The organism is Achromobacter sp. (assembly GCF_032113835.1).
Lineage (GTDB): Bacteria > Pseudomonadota > Gammaproteobacteria > Burkholderiales > Burkholderiaceae_B > Achromobacter.
Window position 1 is genome coordinate 1 of record NZ_DAMCTG010000103.1, and the last position, 17,998, is coordinate 17,998.

At 67.6% G+C, this 17,998-nt stretch carries 18 protein-coding genes; 13 read left to right on the plus strand and 5 right to left on the minus strand.

The features are described from left to right. Window positions 1–478: 478 nt before the first annotated feature. Complete coding sequence (locus RT697_RS23935; protein WP_313702192.1) at window positions 479–1,465, minus strand: AraC family transcriptional regulator; 987 nt, start codon at window positions 1,463–1,465, stop codon at window positions 479–481. Window positions 1,466–1,754: 289 nt separating this feature from the next. On the opposite strand from RT697_RS23935, the gene RT697_RS23940 reads away from it, so the two are divergent. From RT697_RS23940 to RT697_RS23965, 6 genes are read left to right on the plus strand one after another with little or no spacing between them, the layout of a single operon-like run. After that, a complete protein-coding gene (locus RT697_RS23940; protein ID WP_313702193.1) occupies window positions 1,755–2,945 on the plus strand; it encodes an ABC transporter substrate-binding protein in 1,191 nt (396 codons plus the stop codon). 32 nt (window positions 2,946–2,977) lie between these two features. Beyond that, window positions 2,978–4,222, plus strand: a complete 1,245-nt coding sequence (locus tag RT697_RS23945) for a dienelactone hydrolase family protein (RefSeq protein ID WP_313702194.1) — start codon at window positions 2,978–2,980, stop codon at window positions 4,220–4,222. 9 nt (window positions 4,223–4,231) lie between these two features. Next, window positions 4,232–5,581, plus strand: coding sequence for an aromatic ring-hydroxylating dioxygenase subunit alpha (locus RT697_RS23950; protein WP_313702196.1), 1,350 nt, complete (start codon window positions 4,232–4,234; stop codon window positions 5,579–5,581). Further along, on the plus strand, window positions 5,572–6,105 hold the full coding sequence (locus tag RT697_RS23955; protein ID WP_313702197.1) for an aromatic-ring-hydroxylating dioxygenase subunit beta: 534 nt from the start codon (window positions 5,572–5,574) through the stop codon (window positions 6,103–6,105). Before RT697_RS23950 ends, RT697_RS23955 begins: the two co-directional genes overlap by 10 nt. Beyond that, on the plus strand, window positions 6,105–6,713 hold the full coding sequence (locus RT697_RS23960; RefSeq protein WP_313702198.1) for a cysteine hydrolase: 609 nt from the start codon (window positions 6,105–6,107) through the stop codon (window positions 6,711–6,713). The genes RT697_RS23955 and RT697_RS23960 overlap by 1 nt, the downstream gene beginning before the upstream one ends. A 12-nt stretch (window positions 6,714–6,725) precedes the next feature. Further along, window positions 6,726–7,544 carry an SDR family oxidoreductase gene (locus RT697_RS23965; RefSeq protein WP_313702199.1) on the plus strand — a complete coding sequence of 273 codons (819 nt, stop codon included), beginning with the start codon at window positions 6,726–6,728 and terminating at the stop codon, window positions 7,542–7,544. A gap of 255 nt (window positions 7,545–7,799) precedes the next feature. Here the strand turns inward: RT697_RS23965 and RT697_RS23970 are convergent, their stop codons facing one another. Then, entirely contained in the window at window positions 7,800–9,590 is a 1,791-nt protein-coding gene (locus tag RT697_RS23970; RefSeq protein ID WP_409517485.1) for a DUF342 domain-containing protein, read from the minus strand. Window positions 9,591–9,860: 270 nt separating this feature from the next. On the opposite strand from RT697_RS23970, the gene RT697_RS23975 reads away from it, so the two are divergent. After that, on the plus strand, window positions 9,861–10,604 hold the full coding sequence (locus RT697_RS23975) for a lytic transglycosylase domain-containing protein (protein WP_313702201.1): 744 nt from the start codon (window positions 9,861–9,863) through the stop codon (window positions 10,602–10,604). Window positions 10,605–10,665: 61 nt separating this feature from the next. Here the strand turns inward: RT697_RS23975 and hemL are convergent, their stop codons facing one another. From hemL to RT697_RS23990, 3 genes are read right to left on the minus strand one after another with little or no spacing between them, the layout of a single operon-like run. Then, window positions 10,666–11,943, minus strand: a complete 1,278-nt coding sequence (hemL, locus tag RT697_RS23980) for a glutamate-1-semialdehyde 2,1-aminomutase (RefSeq protein WP_313702202.1) — start codon at window positions 11,941–11,943, stop codon at window positions 10,666–10,668. Between the two features lie 5 nt (window positions 11,944–11,948). Beyond that, the gene (gene thiE / locus RT697_RS23985; RefSeq protein WP_313702203.1) at window positions 11,949–12,614 is read right to left on the minus strand and encodes a thiamine phosphate synthase; all 666 of its coding nucleotides are present in this window, start codon (window positions 12,612–12,614) and stop codon (window positions 11,949–11,951) included. Beyond that, on the minus strand, window positions 12,611–13,435 hold the full coding sequence (locus RT697_RS23990; RefSeq protein WP_409517486.1) for a hydroxymethylpyrimidine/phosphomethylpyrimidine kinase: 825 nt from the start codon (window positions 13,433–13,435) through the stop codon (window positions 12,611–12,613). Before RT697_RS23990 ends, thiE begins: the two co-directional genes overlap by 4 nt. Window positions 13,436–13,574: 139 nt before the next feature. On the opposite strand from RT697_RS23990, the gene RT697_RS23995 reads away from it, so the two are divergent. The 6 genes from RT697_RS23995 to RT697_RS24020 all read left to right on the plus strand — a co-directional run bounded on the left by RT697_RS23995 (window position 13,575) and on the right by RT697_RS24020 (window position 17,841). Further along, on the plus strand, window positions 13,575–13,739 hold the full coding sequence (locus RT697_RS23995) for a rubredoxin (RefSeq protein ID WP_003814980.1): 165 nt from the start codon (window positions 13,575–13,577) through the stop codon (window positions 13,737–13,739). A 146-nt stretch (window positions 13,740–13,885) separates the two neighbouring features. Beyond that, window positions 13,886–14,473: a YqgE/AlgH family protein gene (locus RT697_RS24000; protein WP_313702204.1), complete on the plus strand. Its 588-nt coding sequence runs from the start codon at window positions 13,886–13,888 to the stop codon at window positions 14,471–14,473. Then, window positions 14,466–14,867: a Holliday junction resolvase RuvX gene (ruvX, locus tag RT697_RS24005; RefSeq protein ID WP_056564513.1), complete on the plus strand. Its 402-nt coding sequence runs from the start codon at window positions 14,466–14,468 to the stop codon at window positions 14,865–14,867. Before RT697_RS24000 ends, ruvX begins: the two co-directional genes overlap by 8 nt. Before the next feature lie 21 nt (window positions 14,868–14,888). Further along, window positions 14,889–15,809 carry an aspartate carbamoyltransferase gene (locus RT697_RS24010; RefSeq protein ID WP_313702205.1) on the plus strand — a complete coding sequence of 307 codons (921 nt, stop codon included), beginning with the start codon at window positions 14,889–14,891 and terminating at the stop codon, window positions 15,807–15,809. Then, a complete protein-coding gene (locus tag RT697_RS24015) occupies window positions 15,806–17,104 on the plus strand; it encodes a dihydroorotase (protein ID WP_313702206.1) in 1,299 nt (432 codons plus the stop codon). Before RT697_RS24010 ends, RT697_RS24015 begins: the two co-directional genes overlap by 4 nt. After that, on the plus strand, window positions 17,101–17,841 hold the full coding sequence (locus RT697_RS24020; protein ID WP_313702207.1) for a 1-acyl-sn-glycerol-3-phosphate acyltransferase: 741 nt from the start codon (window positions 17,101–17,103) through the stop codon (window positions 17,839–17,841). Before RT697_RS24015 ends, RT697_RS24020 begins: the two co-directional genes overlap by 4 nt. Window positions 17,842–17,998: the final 157 nt, after the last annotated feature.

Genomic DNA, 17,998 nt, shown 5'->3' on the forward strand with positions numbered 1-17,998 from the left:
TCGTACGCCTTCGGCTCCCTTCGGTTTCCCTCGGGCGCATCTACACGCCCCGCGCGCCCCAGACCGCCGCCACGCCGGGCTCGGGTGGTTTGAACTTGGCGGGCGCTGGGTCGGGTCGGGTTCTTGAGGTTCTTGCCTGCGTCCGCTTGGCTATGAAACATCTTGCGGTGCCCGCCCCACGTCGGCCGCGCAGGCGGCCTGGTGAGGCTTACGCGGTGTCTTGCGTCCACGGGCCGACGCTGCGCGCTCGCGGCGCATAGGACTGATTCAGGTGTCAGACACCCATCGCAAGCGCGTAGGACTAACTCCGGTGTCAGACACCCCTCGCTTTTGCGTATTTTCTTGTGGGCATGCCACCGAAATCAGGTGTCTGACACCCGCATGAGAAAGCCGTCATTGCGCAGCGGTCTTCGCCGGGTGTCTGACACCGTGCGCGGTGCGTAAGACCGATTCAGGTGTCACACACCGCAATCCGTCATCACCCGCCCGCGCGCCGCGTCTCCTTCGGCAACTCCCCAAACCGTTCCCGGTAATACTCCGAGAACCTCCCCAAATGCCCAAACCCCACGCTCAGCGCCACCTCCGTGACGCTCGCATCCGGCTGGGTCTTCAGCCGGCTCCTCGCTGCGTCCAAGCGAAACGCGCGTAGCGCATTCATCGGTGTGGTATTCCGGTGTTCCTGAAAAAGCCGGGTGAGCGCAGTCGCACTGGCTCCAGCATGGCGAGCGATGGCGTTCAGGGTCAATGGCGCACCCAGGCGTTCACGCATGAACGCCTCGGCCACGCTTAGACGTCGGGGAACGGCGTGGGGCATGCCCGCGTGGGTTTGCCACGTGTTCGGCTGGTTATAGAGCAGGTGCAGAACCAGCGTGTCCTCCAGGTGTTCCAGCCACGCGGCGGGCGGGCGGCGGGCGCCGTCGTCCAGGGTGGGGAGCAAGTGAATCAGGCTGCCCATCATGCTGCGCCAGGCGGCGCCGATGGGTGTATCCAGGCGCAGGGCGGGGCTGAAGTCCAGGGGGCGGGCGGCGGCTTCGCCGAAGGCGCGTTGGCCCATGGCTTCGAGTTTGCCTCTTGGGATCTTGAGCAGCAGTTGTTCGCAGCCGGCTTCCCAGTGCAGCCGCAGGCGGCGGTTGGGGGCGATGACGGCGGCGCAGTCGGGGTCGGCGTTGACGCCTTCGTCGCCGCACTCGATGCGGGCGCGGCCGCGCAGGGGGACCTGCACCAGCATGAAGTCCTGGAGGCGGTCGGGTTCGATGTGGACTTCGGCGCCGTAGCGCAACGTACAGACCGTCAGCGAGCCGAATCGGCCCCGGTTCAGTTCAGCGTCGACGCGGCCGCCTTTCCAGGTGAGGCGGTGGTCCTTGAGGGCTTCGGACACGCGGGCGCGGGTCTCATCCTGTTGCGTGGAGCTGAAGACGCGCCGTTTCAGCAAGGGCGCCAGCTCTAGTCGGGACCAGCCGTGCATGGAAGCCTCCGGGACGGGACCGATCCCGTATCTGCGGGCAGCGTAAAGGAATCGTGCGCCATTGGGAATTAAGTGAATCCCGGATAAGAGTGGCGGTATTCGGATAGAGCCGGGGTGGGCGCGGGCCTAATCTTGCCGGGAGGCGCGCGCACGGTGGGCGGGCCTGTTGGAATGGGGGCGCCGCGGCGCGTAAGCTGGGCGACTTGAATCGGCGGCATGCGTGTACCGACGGCAGACGGGTTCTGTCAGCTTTCCGCCAGCGCGGCTGGCGGCGAATACGGGGTGGCACATGAATCGAAATCGATGGAGCCGGCGCGCGCTGGCGGCGCTGGTTTGCGTGGGGGCTGCGGTGGGCGCGCCGGGGGCGGCGTCGGCGGCCGACAAGGTGAAGGTGGGGTTGCTGACCACGCTGTCGGGACCGGGGGCGGCGCTGGGCAACGAGATCCGGGATGGCTTCAATCTGGCGCTGCAGCATACGGGCGGCAAGCTGGGCGGGTTGACGGCGGAAGTGGTGGTGGCCGACGATCAGCAGAAGGCGGATACCGGGCGCCAGGCAGTGGAGCGGCTGCTCAAGCGCGACCGCGTGGACGTGATGACGGGCATCGTGTTTTCGAATGTGCTGCTGCCGGTGATGCCGGCGATCCTGCAATCGGACACGATCTATCTCAGCACCAATACCGGGCCGGAAAACTACGCGGGCGCGGGCTGTAATCCGAATTTCTTCGCGGTGGCCTGGCAGAACGAGGACATTCCGGCCGCGATGGGCAAGTACGCGGCCGACCAGGGCTACAAGCGCGTGGCGCTGATCGCGCCTGATTACCCGGGCGGACGCGAGTCGCTGAACGGCTTCAAGCGCCTGTACAAGGGCGGCGTGGCCGAGGAGATCTACACGCAGCTCGGCCAGCTGGACTATGGCGTGGAGATCACGCAGCTGCGCGCCAGCAAGCCGGATGCGGTGTTTTTCTTTCTGCCGGGCGGCATGGGCGTGAATTTCATCAAGCAGTTCAACGGCGCGGGGCTGTCCAAGGACATCGCGTTGCTGGCGCCGGGCTTTTCGGGCGACGAGGACACGATCGCGGCGGTGGGCGCGCCGATCAAGGGCCTGCGCAATACGGCGCAATGGGCGGCCGAACTCGACAACCCGGCCAACCGCAAGTTCGTCGAGGACTTCAAGAAGACCTACAACCGCAGCCCGTCGCTGTACGCGTCGCAGGGCTATGACGCGGCGATGCTGCTGGACAGCGCGGTGCGCCAGACGGGCGGCAAGCTCGATGCTGAAGCACTGCGTCCGGCGCTGCGGCGTGCGGACTTCAAGTCGGTGCGTGGCGATTTCAAGTTCAACCGCAATCAGTACCCGGTGCAGAACTATTACCTGCGCGTGGTCGAGGCGGACGCCAGCGGCAAGCTGTCGAACAAGCTGTCGGGCACGGTGCTGACGCAATACCAGGATCCCTTCGCGGCCTCGTGCCAGATGAAGTAGGCCGCCGCGGCTTTGCAATACAGGAGATACGCATGACTGAACGCATTACGACGCGCGAGGTGACGATTGCCTCGCACGATGGCAAGTCCTTCGGCGCTTATCTGGCGGTGCCGGCCTCGGGCCGCGGCCCGGGCCTGGTGCTGTGCCAGGAGATATTCGGCGTCAACGATTTCATGCGGCGCAGCGCGCAGTTGCTGGCCGAGGAAGGCTACGTGGTGCTGGTGCCGGACCTGTTCTGGCGTCAGCAGCCGGGCATCCAGCTGACGGACGGCCCGGCGGACATGCCGCGCGCGTTCGAGCTCTACAAGGGTTTTGACGTGGATCTGGGGATCAAGGACATCGCGTCGACGCTTGCCGTGCTGCGCGCGCTGCCCGAACAGGAAGGCGGCGCGGGCGTGCTGGGCTATTGCCTGGGCGGCAAGCTGGCCTATCTGGCGGCGTGCCGCACGGACGCGGACGTGGCGGTGGGTTATTACGGCGTGGGCATCGAGGACAGCCTTGAAGAGGCCGCCCATCTGCGCGGACGCCTGGTGCTGCACATTGCGGAGCAGGACGGCTTCTGTCCGCCCGAAGCGCGCCAGCGCATCCTGGAGGCGCTGGGCGGCAAGCCGGGCGTGGAGCTGTACGTGTATCCCGGCGTGGACCACGCATTTGCGCGCACGGGCGGCGATCACTACGACAAGCCGTCGGCGCTGATGGCGCACCAGCGCAGCATGGCGGCGTTGCAGCGCACGATCGGGCCGGAGTTCGATTATTCGTACCTGTGGGACAAGCACTGCGAGTATGAATTCGGCACGCGCGACGTGGCGGCGACGATGGCGACGATGGTGGCCGAGCCTTACGTCAATCACATCCCGACGATGACGGGCGGCGTGGGCCACAAGGAGTTGTCGCGCTTCTATCAGCATCATTTCGTGAACAGCAATCCGCCGGATACGCGGCTGGTTCCGCTGTCGCGCACGGTGGGCGCGACGCAGATCGTGGACGAGCTGCTGTTCTGCTTTACCCACACGACCGAGATCGACTGGATGCTGCCGGGCGTCGCACCCACCGGCAAGGCCGTGGAGATTCCGCTGGTGGCCATCGTGAAATTCCGCGGCGACAAGCTCTATCACGAGCACATCTATTGGGATCAGGCCAGCGTGCTGGTGCAGGTGGGCCTGTTGGATCCGGCCGGCCTGCCCACGGCCGGGCGCGAGACCGCGGCCAAGCTGCTGGACGAATCGCTGCCTTCGAACACGCTGATGGCGCGCTGGAAAGACAGCGCGAACAAGTAGGGAGACGACATGCCTTATACCGACGAACAATTGGCGGGGCTGGTGCGCGGCGACAGCGTGCACCGGGACCTTTACACCGATCCGGCGATCTTCGACATCGAGATGCAGCGCATCTACGGCCGCGCCTGGATCTACGTGGGCCACGAAAGCCAGGTGCCCAAGACGGGCGACTATCACACGACGCGCCTGGGCGATCAGGACGTGCTGATGGTGCGCGCCGCCGATGGCCGCGTGCACGTGCTGTACAACCGCTGCCCGCACAAGGGCGCGAAGGTGGTGGCCGACGGCGAGGGCTGTGCAGGCAAGTTCTTCCGTTGCCCGTATCACGCGTGGACGTTCAAGCTGGACGGCAGTCATCTGGGCGTGCCGCTCAAGCAAGGGCTGGAAGGCACGTCGTACGACCCTACGGATCCGTCGTTCTCGATGCGGCGGTTGGCGCGCGTGGAGAGCTACCGCGGCTTCGTGTTCGCCAGCCAGTCGGCCGAGGGCCAGGCGCTGGAAGACTTCCTGGGCGGCGTGCGCTCGTCCATCGACAACCTGTGCGACCGCTCGCCGGTGGGCGAGGTGGAAGTGGCGGGCGGCATCTTCCGGGTGATGCAGCGTTCGAATTGGAAGGTCTTCTACGAGAACCTGCACGACACGATGCACGCGCGCGTGACGCACGAATCGTCCTACGCGGCCGCGCGCGACGAGGCCAAGGAAATGGGCGAAATGCCGCTCGAGCTGCACATCATGGACGGCAACGGCGAGCCCTACGAGTTCTGGGAAAAGCTGGAACTGCGCGCCTATGACAACGGCCACGGCTACATGGAAGGCATCTTCAATCCGGGCGCCGCCGAACGCGATCCCGTGTCGCGCGCGCACTTCGAGTCGCTGACCGGCGCATACGGCGAGCAGCGCGCCCGCGAGATCCTGGGGATGAACCGCCATAACACGGTGATCTACGGCAGCGGCTCGCCCCACACGGTGTTCCAGCAGTTCCGCGTGATCCGGCCGGTGGCGGTGGATCGGACGCTGATCGAGATCCAGACGTTCCGCTGCAAGGGCGCGCCGGAGGGCGTGTTCAAGCGCGCGATGCTGTACGCCAACGTCATCAATTCGCCGTCGTCCAACGTCATGCCGGACGACATCGAGCTCTACAACCGCTGCCAGGAAGGCAACGCGACGCGCGGCGGGGATTGGGTCAGCATGCACCGCTATCACGGCACGGACCGCGTCGAGGCCGATGGCATGGTGTCCGTGAACGGCACCAGCGAATTGCCCATGCGCAATCAGTTCCGCGCGTGGAAGGCTTACATGGAGGCGGGCGCCGGCGCCGGGAATGGCGCCACCGCCAAGGGAGACGGCGCATGCTGCTAGATCTGGATTTCGACGTCGGCACCGCGAATCTTGCGCCGGCCGACGTGCCCGCCGATGCCTACCACCGCATCGCGCAGTTCCTGTACCGCGAGGCGCGGCTGCTGGACGAGCGGCGCTATGACGACTGGCAGGCGCTGTGGACCGAGGACGGCATGTACTGGATGCCGCGCAAGCATGGCCAGGAAAGCCCGTACGACTTCATTTCGATCTTCTGGGAAGACCGCATGCTGCGCGACGTGCGCATCCGGCGCCTGGAGCATCCGCGCAACTGGTCGCAACAGCCGCCGACGCGCAGCGTGCGGCTGGTGGGCGGCGTGCAGGTCGAGGGTGTGGATGCGGCCGGCAACCTGGTGGTGCACTCGGCCTTTCAGATGACCGAGTGGCGCAAGCGCCAGCCGCGCCAGCTTGCCGGGCGGTACACCCACAAGCTGGCCGCCGAGGGCGATGGCTGGCGCATCCGCATGAAGCGCGTGGACCTCGTCAACTGCGACGATGCGCACGACGCGTTCGAGGTGTTTGTGTGATGAACGCGGACGTGGCGGTGCTGGCGCTGCACTATCAGAACGATGTGCTGCATCCGGAAGGCAAGATCCGCGTCGGGCTGGACGCCGACAGCGGGGCGCGCCAGCGCCTGCTGGACAACGCCGCCGCCTTGCTCGAGGGCGCGCGGTCGCACGCGCTGCCCATCGTGCACGTGCGCATCGCGTTTCGTCCCGACTACGCGGACCTGCTGCCCAACTGCGCAATCTTTCGCAACGTGGCCACGATCGGTGCGGTGCCGGAAGGGCAGTGGGGCAGCGCGTTCTACGATGGTCTGCATCCGCTGGCGGGCAGCACGCGCGAGTTCGTCGTCAAGCACACGCGCATCAGCGCGTTCTACGGCACGCCGCTGGAGGAAACCCTGCGGCTGCTGGGTGCGCGGCGGCTGGTGGTGGCCGGCGTGGCGACGCATTCGGTGGTCGAGGGCACGGTGCGTCATGCCGCTGATATCGGCTTCTCGGTGATGGTGGCGGAAGACGCGTGTGCGTCGGCCGATCCGGCGGTGCACGAGGCGTCGCTGGCCAGCATGCGGCTGATCGCACAGACGGGCTCGGTGCATGATGCGGTGCGCTGGGCCGCCGCGCCCAACTGACAAGGAATACACATGGATTTCTCCGGCTTTCCCGGCCTGGCGGGCAAGACCGCCATCGTCACCGGCAGCACGCAGGGCCTGGGCGCGGACATCGCGCGCGGGTTCGTCGCGGCGGGCGCCAACGTTGTGCTGGTCGGCCGCAATGCCCAGGCAGGCGAGGCGCTGGCGCAGGCACTGGGCGATCGCGCGCTGTTTTGCGAAACGGATATCGGTGAAGACGCCCAGATCCAGGCCTGCATCGATGCCGCGCTGGCGCGCTTTGGCCGGCTGGATTTCCTGGTGAACAATGCGTGCCAGTACGCGGATCGAGGGCTGGCGTCGACGCGTGAGGAATGGCATCGCACGCTGGACACGAACCTCGTGTCGGCGGCGATCTTCACGCAGCTCGCGGCGGCGCATTTACCTCGCGGCGGTGTGGTGGTGAATCTGGGCAGTACCGGCGGCAAGTTCGGCGCGGCCGGGCGCGCGCTGTATCCGGCGTCCAAGGCTGCGCTGCTGCAGATCACCAAGAATTTCGCGGTGGAACTCGCGCCGTCGGGCGTGCGCGTGCTGGCGGTGTCGCCGGCGTGGACGTGGTCGCCATCGGTGGAACAGCTGTCTGGCGGCTCGCGTCAGGCGGCCGACGCGGTGGGCGCGCATTTCCATCCGCTGGGCCGCGTAGGCTCCGGCGAAGAGATCGCGGCGGCGGTGTGCTTTGCGTGTTCGGACGCGGCGTCGTGGATGACGGGCGTCGACATTCCGGTCGATGGCGGCTTCTCGATCCTGGGCCCCGACCGCGGCATCTCACCGCGGGTGTGGTTCAAGGAATTGATGCCGGACGACGGCGCCTGACGGTAGGGCAGGCCGGATGGCTGCGCGGTGCCTGGCATCTTCACGCCGCGAGGGTGTCTGACACCCTTGAGAGACCGCCGACGGCCCGACGCGGTGCCACCCGGGTGTCAGACACCTGGGTTCGAAGGCAGGTCGGGTGGCAGCACGATGTCGGGCATCTTCGCGCCGCGAGGGTGTCTGACACCCTTGAGAGACCGCCGACGGCTTGATGCGGTGCCGCCAGGGTGTCAGACACCTGGGTTCGAACTCAGGCCTCTAGCGAATAACGATCTCGCCTTCTTCCAATCCCGCCTTGCCGCCCACCTGGTCTTCCAGGAATTCCTGCATCTTGTTGCCCAGCTGGATCTTCGTGCCGCTACAGAATCGCCGCGTGGCGGCGATGGTGGCGTTCTGCTGGGGCAGCAGGTCGCGGGCCAGTTGCGCTTCCTCGGTTTCCAGCCCGGCCAGGTCGCCGATGAGCTTGGTGTGCGTGTTGCGCGCGCGCTCGACGACGTCGCCCGTGGCCCGTTGCGGGTTCGCCTGCAGGAACATCAGCAGCTGTTCCAGCTTGGCCTTTTCCTCGTTCATCTTCAGGCGCTTGCGCGTGAGCGCCGAGCGCTTGATGTCGGCGTGCGGGTCCAGGCCGGCTTGCACCAGCGTCGGAATGCCGGCCGGCGAGCCGATGGTGCCGGCGCGGACCGCCAGCAAGGCGCGGGTCTCGCCGCCCGTGATGGCGCTTTGCTGCGTGTTGGGCGGACCCACGTTCACGCTGCCGCCGGCCGCGATGCTGCATTGGCGGATTTCGCGTTCGACGTCGATGTCCTGGCCCGCGCTGATGACGGCGTTTTCGATGAACTTGGCCCGCAGCGTGCCGCCGCAGACAATGTGCGCGGTGCGCGGCGCCGCCGCGGCGTCATGCCCGGTTTCGGCCATGCCGATGATGCCGCCCTTGACGGTGACGCTGCCGCCGGCCTCGACCAGCGCGGCTTCGATGGTGCCGTTGACGACCACGTCACCGGTCACGCGCACTTCCATGGTGGCGGCGATGTCGCCGCGCACCTGCAGCGAGCCTTCGAAGTTGATGTTGCCCGTGGACAGGTTGACGGCGTCGACCTCCACCATCGGGTTGACCTGCACGCCATGGGTGATGAGCGTTGGCGTGCCGGAAATGGCGGCGCGCAGCAGCAGGGGATCTTCCGGATCGATCTCGACGCCGGACAGCTCCTTGGAAAACGGCGTGTCGGGCAGCTCGTCGGGCAGCACGGCCTCGCCGAGCACGTTGGTGCCGTCCACACCGGGCAGCGGCGGAAAGCGGCGCATGAGCGGTGTGCCGGGCGACACGAGCAGCAGGCTGCCGAGATCGCGGTAATCCACCTGCGCCAGTTCGTCGATGTCCTCGGCGCGGGGCTTCAGGCGGTCGAGCAGGCTTTCAAATCGGGTGGGCGTGCCGCGCGTGGGCGGCGTGCCCTGCGCGGCCAGAATGGTCTCGGCGCGTCCCAGCGCCACGGCCTCGGCCAACGCGCCGTCCAGCACGCCGTGCACGATGCCTTGGTCCGCCAGGGCCTGGCGCACCGTTTCCAGCGCGACGGGCTTGCCGCCCTTGGGCGGATGCAGCGTCAGCGTCGCCGCCATGCGGGTGGCGTTCAACTCGATGTCGAAGCTGCCGTCCACGACCTGGCCGACGGGGCTCTGGACGGGTTCGGTGGCCGTCCGGCACAGATCGATGAAGGCGACGATGGCGTGGTTGTCGAGCGCGTCGGCGCCCCAGCCTTTCGCGGCCGCAGCCGCGACCAGCACGTCCCACGTCGGCAGGTCGGTATTGACGAGCGGGGCGTCGGCTTCATCGGCGACGGCAATGTCCGCGTCGTCCTCGGCCGTCTGCGCATCGGCCTGTGAGGCGGGCTGTGACCCGGCCGGTGCATCAGCGGGGTCGCCGCCTTCCGCGTTCGCCGTGCCGGGCGCACCGGCGGCGGTAGCGGGTTCGGGACGAGGTGGTGGCGTGTAGACCGCCGTCAGGACGTTGGTGTCGGCATCCAGCATCAACTGGAGCATGTTTTCTGCGCCCATTTCACCCTCTCTCCGATCCCGGCACGAGCGGCCGGTTCAATCATTTGGTAATTGAACGAAATATTACGTCATATTCTTTGCCAGGACGATCATTGCCGAAGGTAACAGTCAAATTTATCGGCCGCATGTCCTAGTCGCGTCCCCGATTCTCCCTGGGAAACGCGCGCGCGGCTGCGATCTAGATCATCGGCAGGAAAGACAGGATCGGGATGGTGCAAGCAGCATTAGGGCTCGCCAACGCGTCTCAGGACGCCGCCGGAGCCCCGTCCCATGTCCCAACCACCTTCCTCCATTCTTTCGGCCACGCGCGCCATCCTGGCCCGCGTCGGCGGGATGGCGGTGATGGCGGCGGGCGCTCTGGCGCTGGCGGCCGCCGCGCCCGTTCAAGCCGCCGACACCTACCGCTACAAGGATCCGTTCGGCGTGTGGCGCACGATGAAGGTGCCAACCGGCACCGGTAAATACTACAAGCGCGCGCAGGCTCGGGCGGCGGTCCGCGGCGGCGCCGAGAAATTGTGCCTGACCTGTGAGCCGGAAGCCGGCGACGGCGCCCGCCGCGTGACCCGGGCGCCGGCCGAACCGGCGTTGCGCTGGAGCTCCGTCAAACCCACCACCAAGCACGACAATCTGATCGCCCGCGCCGCGCTGGATTCCGGGGTGGACCAGGCGTTGCTGACGGCCATCATCGCCATCGAATCGGGTTTCCGCAGCGATGCCCGCTCGCCCAAGGGCGCGCTGGGTCTGATGCAGCTGATGCCGGCGACGGCCGCGCCGTTGCTGTCGGTGGATGACGTGGAGCGTGCGCTGGTGGATCCGGCGACCAATGTGCAGGCCGGCTCGCGCCACCTGCGCCGGCTGATCGACCGGTATCCGGGCCGCCTGGATCTGGCGCTGGCCGCCTACAACGCGGGCGAGGGCGCGGTGCGCAAGTACGACGCGGTGCCGCCGTACGCCGAAACCCAGGCCTATGTGAAGAATGTGACGGCGCTGTACGAACAGTACAAGGCGCCGTGATGGAAGCGGGCATCTGGCCCGCTCCAGGAAAGCGGGCCAGATGCCCGCTCCAACCTGACGCTTAAAGCCCCGCGAAGACCTTGTCCGCGATATCCAGCGTGGCCTGGATGACGGCGTCGTCGTGCGTGGCCGACACGAAGCCCGCTTCGAAGGCGGACGGCGCGAAGTGCACGCCGTTGTCCAGCATGGCATGGAAGAAGCGGTTGAACGCGGCGGTGTCGCAGGCCGAGACCTGCGCGAACGAGGCCGGGATGCTGTCGCTGAAGTAGATGCCGAACATGCCGCCGACCGAATCCGCCGAGAAGGGCAGGCCGGCCTTGCGGGCGCGTTCCTGCAAGCCTTGCGCCAGCTTGGCGGTCTGCGCCGACAGATTCTCGTAGAATCCCGGCGCGCCGATCAGACGCAGCGTGGCCAGCCCCGCGGCCACGGCCACCGGATTGCCGGACAGCGTTCCGGCCTGGTAGACGCCGCCCAGCGGCGCGATGTGCTTCATGACCTCGGCGCTGCCGCCGAAGGCGCCCACCGGCATGCCGCCGCCGATTACCTTGGCCAGCGTGGTGATGTCCGGTTTGACGCCGGTCAGCCCTTGCACGCCTTGCGGTCCCACGCGAAAGCCCGTCATGACCTCGTCGAAAATCAGCAGCGCGCCGTGCTGCGTGCAGACCTCGCGCAGGCCTTCCAGGAAGCCGGGCGCGGGCTTGATGAGGTTCATGTTGCCGGCGACAGGCTCAACGATGATGCAGGCGATGTCGGCGCCGTGCTGCGCAAAGGCTTCGCGCACGGCATCCAGGTTGTTGTATTCCAGGGTCAGCGTGTGCGACACGAATTCCGGCGGCACGCCGGCCGAGCTGGGATTGCCGAAGGTCAGCAGCCCCGATCCGGCCTTAACCAGCAGGCTGTCCGAATGGCCGTGATAGCAGCCTTCGAACTTCACGATCTTGGCGCGGCCGGTGGCGCCGCGCGCCAGTCGGATGGCCGTCATGGTGGCCTCGGTGCCGGAGCTGACCAGCCGCACCTGTTCCAGCGACGGCAGGCGCGAGATCAGCACTTCGGCCAGTTCGATTTCCGCTTCGGTCGGGGCGCCGAACGACAAGCCGTTGACGGCCGCTTCCTGCACCGCGCGCACGACTTCCGGGTGCGAGTGGCCCAGAATGGCCGGTCCCCACGAACCGACGTAGTCGATGTATTGCTTGTCTTCCGCGTCCCACACGTACGGACCTTGCGCACGCTTGATGAAGCGCGGCGTGCCGCCCACCGAGCGGAAGGCGCGCACGGGCGAGTTGACGCCGCCGGGGATGCTGCGGCAGGCGCGGTCGAAAAGCTGAGCGTTACTGGACATGGGTATCAGGACTTGCGGTTGGGGTTGGCGGAATAGGGCGCGGAGCAGGCCACGGCGGCGGCCCGGACGCTAGGCGCCTCGAACAGGGCCGTGATGACGGCGATGGCGTCGGCGCCGGCCTGCGCCACGAGCGGCGCGTTGGCCGGCGTGATGCCGCCGATGGCGACGACGGCGGGCCGGGGCGCGTCGCGTTCGTCGGCAAGGCGGCGGGCTTCGGTCAGGACGGACAGCGGCGCGCGCACGGTGTCGGGTTTGACGGTGGACGCGAACATGGCGCCGAACGCGATGTAGTCGGCGCCGGCGTCGAGCAATTCACGTGCCCGCGTCAGGTCGTCGTAGCTGGAACCGCCCAGGATCAGATCGGGGCCGGCTTCGCGGCGGATGTGCGCCAGGCTTTCGTCGTCGCGGCCCACGTGAGCGCCGTCGGCGCCGACATCCAGCGCCAGGCGCCAGTCGTCATTGATGAGAAACACCACGCCCAGTTCGCGGCACAGCGGCGCCAGCGCGCGGGCCTGCGCGGCGCGCACGGCATCGGGCACGTTCTTGCGGCGCAGTTGCAGCGACCGCATGCCGCCCGCGGCGGCGTCGCGCACGGCTTTCAGCAGGCGGTCGGTGTCGTCCCATTCGGGCGTCACGCCATACAGGCCGGAGGGAAAGCGGATCGGTTTCATTGGGGCTGGATCCGGTTGGGAATGCGCCGGCCCATGCCCGGCAGGAAGCTGGCGGCCACGGCGGCGTCGGCGTGGACCAGACCCTGACGCACGGCTTCGGGCATTTCCAGGCCCTGCGCCAGCATGGCGGTGATCGCGGTGGCGGCCAAGCCGCCAGCGTCGCCGTTGCGGTCGGGCGGCGCCTGCCAGGGCCACGTATGGGTTTGCCCGCCGGGTCCGAGCAGCACGTTGGCGAAATGACCCGGGCGCTGGGGGCTGCCCAGCACCAGGACCCACGCCGCGCCGGCCGCCACGAGGGCGTGCATGGGCGTGGGTGCGTCCCCGATATCGATGTCGCCGTCGGCGTGCCACTGCGCGAGGCGCAGGTGTTCAATGACCAGCAGGTCGGTCTGCGGCAATACCAGTTCGAGCGTCGCGGCCAGCAGGTCGTCGGCCTCGTCTTCGTCGGCGGCACTGGCGGGCACCTGCGCGCGTTGGCCCAGATGCAGCACCAGCGGGACCTGGCTGTAGTCGGCGGCGACCTGCGCCGCCACGCTTGCCGTTTCCGCGGTGTATAGTCCGCCCACCTTGATGGCCTGAACCGACATGTCTTCGAGCAGGCAACGCGCCTGGTCGTCCAGCAGGTCGGGCGAAACGGGGTGGATTTCTTCGATGCCGGCAGTGTCCTGCACGGTCAGCGCGGTCACGGCCGCCAGGCCATGACAGCCCAGACGGGCGCAGGTGACGGCATCCGCGGGCAAACCGTCTGATCCGGAGGGATCGAGCGGGCCGAAGACCAAAACGAGAGGGGGAGTAACGGGGGCCACGTGACAGCGCTTGATTGAGGGTGCCCCGGCTCATTTGGCATGAATCAGGGGAACCCCTATTGGGTTTCGGTAAGATTGTCCCCATTCTAATGGAAGCCCCTCACCTTTGCCCCACCGCGGGGACGCCGGTGGGGTTTTGATGTAAGAGAGAACTATGCGTACTTGGATGTGTCTGATTTGCGGCTGGGTCTATGACGAAGAGGCCGGCCTGCCCGACGAAGGCATTGCGCCCGGCACCCGCTGGGAAGACGTGCCGCCCAACTGGGTCTGTCCCGAATGCGGCGCCCGCAAAGAGGACTTCGAACTGATGGAAATCTGAAACAGTCACGCCGACAACTTCCGCCAGGGCTCGTAAGATGGGGCATACCCCATCCCTCGTCACCGTCGGACTGCCGCCAGGCATGACGTTTGCGTCTGCGCAATCAATCCCAACGGTTTTCTCAGACTACCCATGAAGGGGTTGCCATGACGGAAAAACATCACGAACACGCTGCGACGCAAGCGGCCAACTTCGCCAACCAGTTCCTGATCGCCATGCCGGGCATGGTCGAAGGGAGCCTGGCGGGTTCCGTCATCTACGTGTGCGAACACACGGACCGCGGCGCGCTAGGGCTGGTCATCAACCGCCCCACCGATCTGACGCTGGGCACGCTGTTCGAGCGCATCGAACTGACGCTCGAGATCGGACCGGTCAAGGACACGTTCGTCTTTTTTGGCGGACCGGTCCAGACCGACCGCGGCTTTGTGCTGCACGCGCCCGCCGGCGACTACAGTTCCAGCATCAAGCTGGGCGACATGGCGCTGACCACCTCGCGCGATGTGCTGCAGGCCGTGGCCGACGGCAACGGACCGGCGCGCATGCTGGTCACGCTGGGCTACGCCGGCTGGGGCGCGGGCCAGCTCGAAAGCGAGATGGGGCAGAACGCCTGGCTGAGCGTCAGCGCGGACGCGCACATCATCTTCGACGTGCCGCCCGAGGAACGCTACCCCGCCGCGCTCAAGCTGCTGGGCATCGACCCTGTCATGCTGGCGGGCGACGCAGGCCATGCCTGAAGAAACCCTGCTTGCCTTCGATTTCGGCGAAAAGAAGATCGGCATTGCCATCGGCAATACGCTGACGCGCCAGGCGCGTCCGCTCGAAATCATCTTCAGCGAAGTCCGCGATGCGCGCTTTGGCCGCATCGCGGCGCTGCTGCAGGAATGGCAGCCGCACCGCGTCGTCGTCGGCCTGGCGCTGGACGCCGAGGGCGGCGAACAGCCCGCCACCGCACGCTGCCGGCGCTTTGCCAACCAACTGCATGGCCGCTTCGGCATCGCCGTGGAACTGGTGGATGAACGTGGCTCCAGCATGGAGGCGCAACGCCTGCTCGGCACGCACGCCGCGGACGACGCGATGGCCGCGGCGGTTATCCTGCAACGCTATCTGGATGCCTTGCCCGCGGTCTGACGGCCGCGGCCTGTCTTGCCCATGCTCAATCCGCAACTTGATCGCCGCGGCGAACTCACGCATCTGCTGACCACGGAAGGGCTGCCGCGCCGTCACGTCGAGCGGTTGCTCGAGATGGCGCGCGCGCAGACCGCGCCCGACGATCCGCAGCCGCCTGTCGCACCGGAAATGCCCGTGTTCCTGTGTCTGCCCGATGCGGACACTTCCGACCGCGACGCCTACGCCGCCGCAGCGGCCAGCCTGTCGATGCTGCCCGTGCCGCTGGAGCCGCAAGCCGTCCTGGCGCTTGCCGAGACGGTTGCCGCGCTGGCGCCGGGGGTGCTGATCCTGCGCCACGGCCAGAGCGGCGCGGCCCATTGTGCCGCCGCCCATGCCGCGCCGGGCCTGCATGTGCTCAATGCGGGCGACGGCAGGCATGCCGATCCCGTGGCGGCGCTGGCGCTGGTGCAGGCCATCATCGAAATCAAACCTGACCTCACCAGCCTCGTCGTGACGCTGGTGGGCGACATCCGCCACTCGGGCGTGGCGCGTTCCGTCATTCATCTGCTGACCACACTGGGCGTGCCTGAGGTACGCGTCGCAGCCCCGCGCACGCTGCTGCCTGACGGCCTGGCCCAACTCGGCGTGCGCGCCTGCGCAACACTGCAGGAAAGCCTGAGCGACGCCGACGTGGTGATCGCGCTGCCGCTGAATGTCGAAGAGATCAGCGGCGCGCAGCTTCCGTCGGCCCGCGAATACGCCTGCACCCACGGCATCACGCCGGCGGCGCTGTCGGTCGCCAAGCCTGACGTGCTGCTGCTGCCCGCCGGCCGGCTGGCGCCGGGCGTGGAGGTAGATGGCGACATCGCAGCCGCCCTCGAACCCGCCGAGGCGCGCCTCGCAGCGCTTGCACACCCGCTGCGCACTGCCGCCCTGCGCGCACTGGCCGGAGCGGCGCCATGAGGCTGCACATTGCCAACGGCCGCCTGATCGATCCCGCAAACGGCGTGGATGGCCAGCACGATCTCTACATCTCTGCGGGCCGCGTCGTCGCGGTGGGCGCGGCGCCCGACGCCTTCCAGGCCGATCGGCGTATTGAGGCAAAGGGCCTGGCAGTGCTGCCGGGACTGATTGACCTGTCGGCGCGTGTGGCGCAAGCGGGCAACGCTGGCCAAGCGGGATTTGCGCCGGCCGAACTGCGCGCGGCATTGGCCGGCGGCGTGACGCGCCTGGTGCTGCCGCCCGATGCCGAGAATCCGCCGGACGAGCCGACCAAGATCGAGGCGCTGATGCGCCACACGCAGGCAGGGCAGTGCGTTATCCACCCGCTGGGCGCGATGACCGTGGGCTTGGCCGGCGAAACATTGACGGAAATGGCGCTGCTGGCGCGGGCAGGTTGCATCGCGTTCGCACAGGGCGAATCCCTGGCGACGGACACGCGGGTGCTTTGGGGCGCAATGCGTTACGCAAGCGGCCTGGGCCAGACGCTGTGGTTGCGCCCGCAAGACGCCTGGCTAGCGCGCGGCACGTCGGCCGCCAGCGGCCCGTATGCGGAACGCCTGGGCCTGGAAGGCATGCCGGCGCAGGCAGAGACCGTGGCGCTGCACACGATCTTCGAACTGCAGCGCGCGACCGGTGCGCGCGTGCACCTGTCGCACCTGTCGACAGCGGCCGGCGTGGACCTGCTGCGCGCGGCCCGCCGCGAAGGCCTGCCGGTGACGGCGGACGTGTCCACCAACAATCTGCTGCTGACGGACGTGGACATCGGCTTCTTCGACACGAACCACCACCTGTCGCCACCGCTGCGGGGCCAGCGCGACCGCGACGTGCTTCAGGCGGCGCTGGCGGACGGCGTAATCGACGCGCTGTGCTCGGATCACACGCCGGTGGACGCACGCGGCAAGGCCGCCCCATTCGCGGTCGCGACGCCCGGCGCGACAGGCGTGGAATTGCTGCTGTCGCTGGCCCTGAAGTGGGCTCGCGACAGCCGCCGCCCCATCGGCGACGCGCTGGCGCGCGTGACGTCGGGCCCAGCCACAGTGCTGTCCGCCGTCGCGCCGCACCTGGGCCGATGCGGGCACCTGGGCGTGGATGCGCCGGCAGACTTGTGCCTGGCGGACCTGGACACGGAATGGATGGTGATGCCGGCCGCGCTGCAAAGCCGCAGCGCCCAGACACCTTTCGCAGGTATGATGCTGCCCGGTCGAGTACGAGCCACCGTGGTCGGTGGCCAACCGGCCTGGGAGACTCCAGTTTGAAGCTGCTGCGCTTTGTCCTACGGCTGAGCCTTGTCCTGCCCCTGATCATTTTCGGCCTGCTGAGCGTGGGCCTGGCCTACCCCCTGATGCGCCCCGCGGCCCGCGCCCGCCTGAACCGCCGGTGGTCACGCTGGCTGATGGCAGCCTGTGGCGTGAAGGTCGTCCTAAAGGGCGAACCGCGCCTGGAAGGGCCGGTGCTACTGGTGGCCAACCACGTGTCCTGGGTCGACATCTTCGTCCTGAACTCGGCGCGCGCGACATCGTTCGTGGCGAAGAGCGAAATCCGCGCATGGCCGGTGATCGGCTGGCTGGTCGCGGGAGCCGGCACGCTCTTCATCGAACGCGGCCAGCGCCACGCGGTCCACGCGATGGGTGAGTCGATGCAGGCACGTTTCAAACAGGGCGACGCGGTCGGCCTGTTTCCGGAAGGCACGACGACCGAAGGTTTCGAGCTCCTCCCTTTCCACGCCAGTCTCTTCGAACCCGCCCGCGCGGCGGCAATCGAAATCCAACCCGTGGCGCTGCGGTTCATGCAGCACGGCAAACGCAGCGGATATGCGGCGTTTGTGGGCGAGGAGTCTTTGGTGGGTAATCTTTGGCGGGTGCTGGGCGTGACCGGTCTATCCGTCGAAGTGGTGTTTTTGCCGCCGTTGGCTGCGCGGCACCCGGATGGGAGTCTGCCGACGCGGTTGGAACTGTCGCATCAGGCTCGGGATGCGATTGCTGGGGTGCTTTGATTTGCGTGATTTCTTGTGGGCTGTGAACTAGCACCGTAGGTCTTTGTACGCTGTTTGCTGTTGGTGCGGTGTTGGTCCTTAAGACGTCCGGCACGGTGGCGGCCCGGGGCGCGCGGGGCCACGATTGCGGTCCGGAGCCTTCGCTCCGGACTTGCCT